The sequence below is a fragment of the Kamptonema sp. PCC 6506 genome (assembly GCF_000180455.1).
Lineage (GTDB): Bacteria > Cyanobacteriota > Cyanobacteriia > Cyanobacteriales > Microcoleaceae > Kamptonema > Kamptonema formosum.
Genome location: NZ_CACA01000333.1, coordinates 1 through 6752, shown reverse-complemented (window position 1 = coordinate 6752; position 6752 = coordinate 1). Strand labels below are relative to the sequence as shown.

The 6752-nt window shown below is 44.9% G+C and carries 6 protein-coding genes and 1 tRNA gene; 2 read left to right on the top strand and 5 right to left on the bottom strand.

The window, feature by feature from the left end; translation table 11 throughout:
• Positions 1-418: 418 nt before the first annotated feature.
• Both OSCI_RS22255 and OSCI_RS22250 read right to left on the bottom strand, forming a co-directional pair.
• Positions 419-1459 carry a glycosyltransferase family 2 protein gene (locus tag OSCI_RS22255; protein ID WP_007357413.1) on the bottom strand — a complete coding sequence of 347 codons (1041 nt, stop codon included), beginning with the start codon at positions 1457-1459 and terminating at the stop codon, positions 419-421.
• 52 nt (positions 1460-1511) lie between these two features.
• Entirely contained in the window at positions 1512-2258 is a 747-nt protein-coding gene (locus OSCI_RS22250; protein ID WP_007357412.1) for a C40 family peptidase, read from the bottom strand.
• A 112-nt stretch (positions 2259-2370) separates the two neighbouring features.
• On the opposite strand from OSCI_RS22250, the gene OSCI_RS22245 reads away from it, so the two are divergent.
• On the top strand, positions 2371-3306 hold the full coding sequence (locus OSCI_RS22245; RefSeq protein WP_007357411.1) for a serine hydrolase: 936 nt from the start codon (positions 2371-2373) through the stop codon (positions 3304-3306).
• A gap of 214 nt (positions 3307-3520) precedes the next feature.
• Here OSCI_RS22245 and OSCI_RS22240 read toward each other — a convergent pair.
• The 3 genes from OSCI_RS22240 to OSCI_RS22230 form a co-directional block, all read right to left on the bottom strand.
• A tRNA-Ser gene (locus tag OSCI_RS22240) sits at positions 3521-3612 on the bottom strand.
• A gap of 106 nt (positions 3613-3718) precedes the next feature.
• On the bottom strand, positions 3719-4879 hold the full coding sequence (locus tag OSCI_RS22235; RefSeq protein ID WP_007357410.1) for a patatin-like phospholipase family protein: 1161 nt from the start codon (positions 4877-4879) through the stop codon (positions 3719-3721).
• 48 nt (positions 4880-4927) lie between these two features.
• The gene (locus OSCI_RS22230; RefSeq protein ID WP_007357409.1) at positions 4928-5788 is read right to left on the bottom strand and encodes a mechanosensitive ion channel family protein; all 861 of its coding nucleotides are present in this window, start codon (positions 5786-5788) and stop codon (positions 4928-4930) included.
• Positions 5789-6187: 399 nt separating this feature from the next.
• On the opposite strand from OSCI_RS22230, the gene OSCI_RS22225 reads away from it, so the two are divergent.
• Positions 6188-6427 (top strand): hypothetical protein, encoded by a 240-nt coding sequence (locus tag OSCI_RS22225; RefSeq protein WP_007357408.1) that lies wholly within the window; start codon positions 6188-6190, stop codon positions 6425-6427.
• Positions 6428-6752 lie beyond the last annotated feature (325 nt).

The following is a 6752-nucleotide window of genomic DNA, read 5'->3' as shown; positions in this document are numbered from 1 at the left end:
TACCTCTGGTTCATAATCCATTAGGTCGTAAGCTTTTCCCTCTTCCCTCTTCCTGAGCATCTGAGCATAGGAGGCATCTTTTAGAAGTCAGATTCTTCTTAACTGAACCGTATTGGGATACAACGAGGCAAGAAAACACGCCCTAGGGGAAGAAGGGAAAGAAGGGAAAGAAGGGAAGAAGGGGAAGATGGGTAAGAGGGGAAAGAAGGGTAAGAGGGTAAAATGAGGAAGAAGGGAATAGAATCTGAATTGAGAATGTCCTAACCGCCTTGGCGGTTGCTACATTTTATATTGTACCGATGTTCTCAAAAAATCATTGAATATCAAACGGATTTCAAGCACTCTTTCAACTTCAACATTTATAAATTAATTATGGGTTTACGAGCTTTATTGAGCCATAAACCCGATGTCCTCAGCCCTACTTATTACCCAAAATTTCGCGCACTCGATAAATTGGTCTTCCCTGAGATTCGTGATAAGTACGCATCAAAATTTCTGCTAACAAACCAAAGCTAAATAACTGGACACCAGCTAATAGCATAACTACAGCTAAAATCAGCAAAGGACGATGGCCAATACTTTGACCTAAACCCAGTTTTAGGATAGTCAAATAAATACCTAAAACCGTACCCAATGCCATCGAAATCATCCCTAACAAGCCAAAAACGTGCATTGGTCGGGTTAGAAACTTTTTCATAAAAGTAATGGTGAGCAAATCCATCAATACCCGGAATGTCCGCCAGATACCATATTTGCTTTTACCATAGCGACGAGCATGATGTCGTACTGGCATCTCCGAAATTCTCGCCCCTTCAATAAAGGCTAAAGCGGGCAAAAATCGGTGCAATTCTCCGTAAAGATTCAAGTCGGCGGCTAATTCTGCCCGATAAGCTTTTAGCGAACAACCGTAGTCGTGTAAATTTACACCCGTAACTCGACTAATTAACAAATTAGCTAGTTTCGATGGTAGCAGACGGCTAATAGAATTATCTTGTCTTTTTTGCCGCCAACCGCTGACTAAATCGTAACCTTCATCTAACTTAGCGATTAAGATGGGAATATCGGCTGGATCGTTTTGCAAATCCCCATCTAAAGTAACTATTACACGACCAAGAGCGTGATTAAACCCCGCTGACATTGCGGCAGTTTGTCCGTAATTGCGCCGCAAAATTACAGCCCGGAGGTCATTCCTGCTGTTAGCCTGTTCCTTGAGTAATTGAGCAGAACCATCTTTAGAGCCGTCATCGACGCAGATGATTTCATAGCTGAGTCCAGATGTCTGAAGGCTAGATGCGATCGCGTCTATCAAGTGAGGCAAACTCTCCACTTCATTGTAAATCGGGACTACCACTGAAACATCAGGTGCCGCCTGTGCATCACCTGGTTCCCCTGCCAATTTTTCTAAAAATAACGCCGTACTCACTTCTCTACCACCTATTGCAAATTCATCATTAGACATTTTCAGTCAGTTTTCTGGGAATAGTACCAAAACAATCGCAACTAACAAATACTTATGAGCCATTGAAACTATAACTTTTGACTACTCTACCAGCACCTCGCAACAGCCGATAGTACCTCTGACTAACGAGATCCCCTTCTGCCGACAAAATATCAATGCCGATGCCGTTGCGTCCTTGTTCTTTCCCAGAGCTGTGAATGTAATGCCCCTCTCCTAGATATAATCCTACATGAGTGGCCTTTTCGGTTGTTCCAAAAAAAATTAAGTCGCCTGGTTGTAAAGATGCTAAGGCAATTGGTTGGGTAAAAGCTTCCTGCTGATAAGCATCTCTGGGCAACCAAATCCCTAGAGAGGCAAAGGCAGCTTGCATTAGTCCTGAACAGTCATAATTTGGGCCAACTGTCCCTCCCCAGAGATAATGGTTAGGTTGGTTCATGGCGTGGCGGGTAAAGGCGATCGCACTTGGTAACTTATCTCTAATTTCAGCTTCGGAAATCACTTTAGCTTGATAGGGTTTTTCAGCTACCTCTAGCAACTGTGCATCTTGGATAGCTAACCATCCTGGATAGTCATCCTCGCACAGCCGAACCCCGTAGGCGTAGCCAGCCGCAGGCATCGCTACCTCAAGATTCTCTTTCCTTCCCTCAGATACCAGAGGTACTGGGGAGTCCAAGACTATTCGTAAATGTCTCCCCGCCGCCGCCTGAGTTGCCAAGCGATCGCACTTCGGGGAATCATAGATATTGATATTGGCTTGGCACTGATACTCCACAGTATCGGATAATTGGTAATTGGTCATTGGTAATGGTTAATTGCTAATTGCTAATTGCTGATTGCTAATTGCTAATCTTCCCCATCTTCCCCCATCTTCCCCATCTTTCCCTAGCCCCTAGCCCCTAGCCCCTTCTTCTATGACATTTTTCCACAAAGACGAACAATTAGAAACGCTTGGCAATAAGATTGTAGAGACAACTAGGGCAAAATTTCCCGAATTGGCTGTCGATCGCATAGCCGTTACTTGGATAGTTTACGATCCTCCTGTGATAGTAAATACAGGTGGAGCCCTAAGTCCAGCCGAATTCTGGAAATATCAAGTACGAGGTTTTAGCGATCGCGGCAACGATCGCATTTACCCAGCCAGCGTTGTTAAACTATTTTACCTCGTAGCTATTTACGAATGGTTGGAAAAAGGCATGGTGCAAATAACATCAGAGTTAAATCGCGCTATCCGAGATATGATAGTTGATTCCAGCAATGATGCTACAAGTCTGGTATTAGATGTTCTTACGGGCACTACTAGCGGCCCAGAATTGCCGCCAGGCCCTTTTGAAACTTGGCAAAAACAGCGCAATATTGTCAACCGTTATTTCCAGTCTCTCAACTGGGAAGAATTAGAAACGATTAATGTCAATCAAAAAACATGGTGTGATGGCCCTTACGGTCGGGAACGAGCTTTTTTGGGAGAATTAATGGAAAATCGCAATATGCTGACAACTAATGCAGCAGCGCGTTTGGTACATAGTATTATTGGGGGAGTGGCTGTGTCTTCTAAGGTTTCACAAGCAATGATGGCTTTGATGAAGCGATCGCTAGATCCGGCAGACTTAGCCGCAGATCCCGAAAATCAGGTGACAGGTTTCTTAGGTGGCGGACTTCCCCTAAATGCGAATTTGTGGTCAAAAGCTGGTCTTACGAGCACAGTTCGTCATGATGCAGCTTATATTGAATTACCCAACTTACAGCCTTATTTGCTAATCGTATTTACTGAAGGAAAGGCAAATAGTAAGAATGAGGAAATTTTACCCTTTGTTTCAGCGCAATTTGTAGAAGCCATGAAAAGTTTATAAGTTATTTTAATTGCAAGGTGGGCGCTGCTATTATCTAATCGCATGAAATACGATCGCGGTTTAGCGCCCACCCTATATTCCTCACATTTTTAATTTTTAATTTATATAGCAACCGCCACAACGGTTAGGACACTCGCTCATGGCTTAAACCATTAACTCTCTTCCCTTCTTTCCCTAGCCCCTAGCCCCTAGCCCCTAGCCCCTAGCTATAAAACGGAGAGGGAGGGATTCGAACCCTCGGATAGGAGTTACCTGCCTATCAACAGATTAGCAATCTGCCGCTTTCGACCACTCAGCCACCTCTCCCGACGAGCGACTCTCATCATAACACATAATTTTCCTTTTGCATCCACTTCGGTAAAAAAAATTTGAACCCCTTGTAAAACAAGACATTGCAGCCTTTTCGCAGCCACTAGGGAATCATCGGGCCATCCCCAGAATTTGCCACAGCCCCAAAACCTCTAGCGATTAGATGCTTTTCCCAACTCCAAACTGGATTCAGGAAGAACTTTTTAGTGTACTCGTATCCCAATCGATAGAGTTGAGCCTTGCGGTCAACGCTGAGGTTGAAGTCCGTCGCCGTCACCTTCGCTTCAGTCACATCAATATTAATCACCCGACCCTTATCCATCTCCCGTTGATGGTAACGATCTCTAGCATTCATCATGGTTCTGAACACCGCTGACAATAGACTCAAGGGGCCGTTGACACTGACTTGATCTTCAATTCCCTTGTCAAGCAATCGAAAGCCAAAAGTAAACCAGCGAGGCGGCTGTAAATTCACACCCGGTTCGCGGTCATAAATCCATAAGGGAAAATTGCTCAAAATTCCCCCATCCACAATCAAATTATTGGCTAGCTTTCCGGGCTCAAAAAACAGCGGAATGCTCATCGACAGTCGCACAGCCTCAGCAACGCTAAAATCTTCAGCATTCACAAGTTGCATTAGCTCATACAAACTATCGTATCCAGGCGGATCGCGGCGCTGCAAGTCATCGGGTAACACCAACATCTCCCCCCGACTAATATCAGAAACAACTACCTTCAACTCGCGACCGCGACCCTTAAGCTTCACATCTGCAAAGGTTCTGAGATTGCCAACGCTGAGAGTTTCTTGCAACCAATTACGAAAAGGCTCAGAAGAATACTCTCCCATTTGGCGAGAGATAGTCAGCAAAGCGATCATCCCCACTGGAAAGTGTAAGTCATCGGCCGGATCGCCATTCCAAATCAGGGGGCTAGTTTTCTTGGTGAGGAATTTATCGTTGTAGTCTAATTCCCCTAAAATCTTCTCTAACTCGTCAATAGAGAAATCTGCTGCTAAAAATGCAGCCGTAATTGCACCCGCAGAAGTGCCGGCTAATTTGCGCCACCGTAGGCCCAAATCGGCGCAACATCGCAGGGCACCTAAAAAAGCAATCCCCCTTACGCCGCCTCCCTCGAAAATTGCATCGGCATAAATCTGACCTTCATCGTCAGGAGGCGGCATTTTCTTGAGAATAATTTCTTTCTCTGCTGGAGAAAGCCTTAAATTTCCTTGTTCTAGAATCTGCTGGGGATACCACTTGGCCATAGCGAATGCCTGATTAAGTCCTAAAGATATTAGATTTTAGATCGGGAACTATTCGGGAGGTTCTGGTTCTGGAGGTTTTGTGGCATCTAGAGCTTCCTTCACTCGTTGCTGGACTTGCGATCGCACTTGTTCGTAAGCCACCGCCGCACACCAAGGCCGTAAATTTAATACTGTGGCATCGTTGGAGATAGATGTCACTAGACAAGTCGGCTCTGGCTCATCTAAAACTAGCGGATGAGATGAAGCCACTTCCAAAAACTGAGCAATAGTCGGGCCAACGGCGCGATCGCCAATATTCACCTCAATATCAACCCGTCTTGTCCCCATAGCCGTCGTATTTTTCAGCGTACCGTTAAATAGCTGACTATTAGGTACTGTAATTTTTACATGATCTGCTGTTACTAGGGTCGTGGAAAAAATACCAATACTGTCCACTACCCCCGCTACGTTTCCTCCTTCAATAAAATCTCCGACTTCAAAGGGCCGCAAACTAATCAGCATCACCCCCGCAGCGAAGTGAGATAGGGTATTTTGCCATGCTAAACCGATCGCCAAACCCGCAGCCCCTACCACCGCCACTAAGCTAGCAGTCTGAATTCCCAACTTATTGAGGGCCGCCACCGCACCCACGACAAAAATCACAATCTCAGCGGCTTGTATTAGGAATTTTCGCAGGGTGGGCTCTGTACGGCCCAAGGCGCGACGAGTAAAGCGACCAGCGATACCACTAGCAAACCGTGCAATCAATAAAATACCAATTGCCCAGAGAACTTGAGGGACTATTTGAAACCCTAGTTCTAGTATTTTTTTCCAGAATTCTATGGCTACTTGCAAAGTCTGGAATTTCTCAGGATCTAGCGATGTTAGTGAAGATTGAGCAATAGTTATAGATGACCTGATGGCTGTCATATAGAAATTTGTTGGTGGTTAGTAGTTGGTTGTTGGTTGTGGCTTAGTGGTTGCGATCGCAATATTAAGCGATTTTAGTATTTAATTTCTTTTGCTGGTAGGTGAAGTACAAAAAAAGATTTTTGTAGGAGCGGTGCTGATTGGCTACCTGTCTCGATTCCCGATTTTTGTACTGTACTTCATAAACCTGCAATCTGCTATCAGTCTCTTTGTCATAACTTAAGCAGGGATACTAGATAATTTGGTTTAAGTCCCGTTAGAATATTACACTGCTGGTATAAGTCCCAAGTCAGAATTGTTCGTGAGGCAGTATGCTCCTAATGAATCATTGGCTGTTTGGGCCACCCATTGTTTCAGTCCTGACTAGGATAAACTTTCATAAATTTTAAGAGGTAATCAATGGCAACTATTCGTGACGTTCAAGGCGATCCGAGTTCAGCGTGGGATGATTTGAGTTGGACAGATATGAACAGCGCTGAGCAAAAACGCTGGACGGTGCTAGGTTGGGATGAGGATAGTTGGGAAGAAGAGACTGACCCTCCTGAGTCTAACGATCGATACTGGGAAGATTTAACCGATGCTGAGAAAAATGCGGCGCTCGAACTTGGTTATACACAAGAATTATGGGATGAGGAATAAATAACTAGGGGCTAGGGGCTAGGGGCTAGGGGCTAGGGAAAGAGAGGGGGAGGATGGGGGGAGATGGGGAGATGGACTAGGGGCTAGGGTAGAATTTCTAGTAATTAGTCAGGCGATCGCATCACGAATAGCAAAGAATACGGCGAACTAAAGTCTCCCCCCCGGCAAATCCTTCCATCACTTCAATCCCAAAGATTGAGTCTTAATGCTGGCAAGCACAACATTTTACCTCGACAAATTGCGATCGCCAATCTTCTTACCCACATCGGTAAGTAAATCCACCTAATTAAACATAAGATCGGGATGGCTAAAAAGCTGACTGTAG

What these genes read in the sequence shown, in the direction of transcription:
- OSCI_RS22255 (WP_007357413.1), bottom strand. Translation starts at nt 1,459, where the DNA reads ATGTCTAATGATGAATTTGCAATAGGTGGTAGAGAAGTGAGTACGGCG.
- OSCI_RS22250 (WP_007357412.1), bottom strand. Translation starts at nt 2,258, where the DNA reads ATGACCAATTACCAATTATCCGATACTGTGGAGTATCAGTGCCAAGCC.
- OSCI_RS22245 (WP_007357411.1), top strand. Translation starts at nt 2,371, where the DNA reads ATGACATTTTTCCACAAAGACGAACAATTAGAAACGCTTGGCAATAAG.
- OSCI_RS22235 (WP_007357410.1), bottom strand. Translation starts at nt 4,879, where the DNA reads ATGGCCAAGTGGTATCCCCAGCAGATTCTAGAACAAGGAAATTTAAGG.
- OSCI_RS22230 (WP_007357409.1), bottom strand. Translation starts at nt 5,788, where the DNA reads ATGACAGCCATCAGGTCATCTATAACTATTGCTCAATCTTCACTAACA.
- OSCI_RS22225 (WP_007357408.1), top strand. Translation starts at nt 6,188, where the DNA reads ATGGCAACTATTCGTGACGTTCAAGGCGATCCGAGTTCAGCGTGGGAT.